A 1,785-nucleotide genomic window follows, 5' to 3' on the forward strand; every position below is an offset into this window, starting at 1 on the left:
TCCTCATTGATAAACCGTGCCGTTGAAGGATCATACCACCGCGCTCTTAAATATTGAAGATTAACGCTATCATCCCAATATTCGCCCGAGTAACGGAATGGATTATAAACCTATTCCGTTTCTTGTAGAGGTTTTCCCCAAATATCATAGGTATATTGATTCTGCACAATTTCTTGCATATCCCTCATTTCCACGACATCGCCGTGGCCATTCAGGAGATAAGAAGAACGGCTGCCATCGGAACCATTAATCCGCTCGAGTAAACCAACACCATAGACGTAAGAGGCTTTTTCGGAGACAACCCCACCTATAACCTTTCCTTCTGCAACGATGCGGTCATTACTCCAATAATAACGAATCGTTTCCCCATTCTCCGTCCGCTCCACTAATCGGTCGTCACCGTTATACTTGTACGTGATTACTCCTTCAATCGTGGTGACTTTCGTCAAACGATTCCAATCATCGTACTCGTAGGTCGCATCCGTAAACTCCGGCAAAGCTTCCGAAGTTAAAGCACTCCGATTTCCTTTTGAATCATACTCATACGCTTCGTTAAATTGGGAATTGCTTTGAACGCGTCCCAGTCTGTCATAACTGAACGCCGTGCTCTCCCCAATCTCCTTCCGATTCACAATGTTACCCGTCAAATCATAGCTATATTCATACGTATTGACGACCGTCCCACTTGTCTTCTTATGTTGTAGTTTTGTCATTTGCAATCCATCGTAGGTGAACTCCGAGTTTATCCCATTAGCTCTTTGGTAATATCGAGCTTATTACCGAGGCGTTAGAAACCGAGGATACTCGCAAGATTATTGACTTACAATAGATTGATATTGAATAAAGACTACCCATAGAGGTTGGTCTTCTATTTGTTTGGACAAAAAAACCACATGGAGTTCTTACACTCGCATGCGGCTTCCGTAAGTCTTTATTAACTAGATTCTACCTAATGCTCTATCAGCTTCTATTTGAAGTTGTATCGTTTTAGTTCCCATGTATTTATGTGCAGTCCCTAGAATCGATCTATCATTACCAAGAGTCTCCAGAACTGTAATTGAGAAAATGTTCTTTAAGTACGGATCTTCGTCATTAGATACTTCTTCAAAATATTTAAAAATACGTTCTAACAAAGTGATGTTTCTTTCCTCACTTAATAGTTTAATTATTTCAGGCATGAAGATGTCCTCAATTATAACAGTTTCTAGCACTTCGCCGTAATATGCAATTAATTTTCTATATGCATCATCAGTTGACGGTAAGAAATCTAACAATGTTCCCAAGAATTCTTTCGATTCTTTATTCATAGCAACGAACTCCTCTATTTAAACAGACTTATTGCATTTTCTAAATCATCTCTTAAAGCATCAAGTATATCTAGGTCATTAAGACCAAGTTTCCCAGATTTCGCTAGATTATTTAACTGACTTAATCGTTGCTTTGCTTTTAATAGATGCGTTGAAGAACCTTCATAAAATTCCTTTGTTAGTATTGAAGCAGTTCCGCCATCTCCAAATGTTGCACCTGGTCTATAAAGTTGATCTACTATTTTACTTAATTCTTTATTTTGAACTGCAGATAACAATCTATCTCTCGTAGAACCAGTAAATTCAGGCATTATGAGTAAAAGATTAGTTACTTTTGTTGTTTTCACAACATTTTGTGTCGCCTTATGAGTATTTACTAAAATATTTTTCATTGATTTTACAAATATCTTAACACCTTCTGCAACCTTTAGTACACCATTTTCAACAACCAAGAAATTCCTTCTTACAAACTCATCAA

The 1,785-nt window shown here is 37.7% G+C and carries 2 protein-coding genes and 2 pseudogenes; all 4 read right to left on the reverse strand.

Going from position 1 to position 1,785, the window contains the following annotated elements:
• Positions 1-95: pseudogene (locus AB4Z29_RS32245) on the reverse strand (RHS repeat-associated core domain-containing protein); the annotation flags it as partial.
• Positions 96-110: 15 nt separating this feature from the next.
• Positions 111-713 (reverse strand): hypothetical protein, encoded by a 603-nt coding sequence (locus AB4Z29_RS32250; protein ID WP_441946953.1) that lies wholly within the window; start codon positions 711-713, stop codon positions 111-113.
• Between the two features lie 225 nt (positions 714-938).
• Entirely contained in the window at positions 939-1,307 is a 369-nt protein-coding gene (locus tag AB4Z29_RS32255) for a DUF7674 family protein (protein WP_441946954.1), read from the reverse strand.
• A gap of 14 nt (positions 1,308-1,321) precedes the next feature.
• Positions 1,322-1,785 (reverse strand): annotated as a pseudogene (locus tag AB4Z29_RS32260) (hypothetical protein); the annotation flags it as partial.

The organism is Paenibacillus sp. 2TAB23, assembly GCF_052115165.1.
In the GTDB taxonomy this organism is placed as follows: Bacteria; Bacillota; Bacilli; order Paenibacillales; family Paenibacillaceae; genus Pristimantibacillus.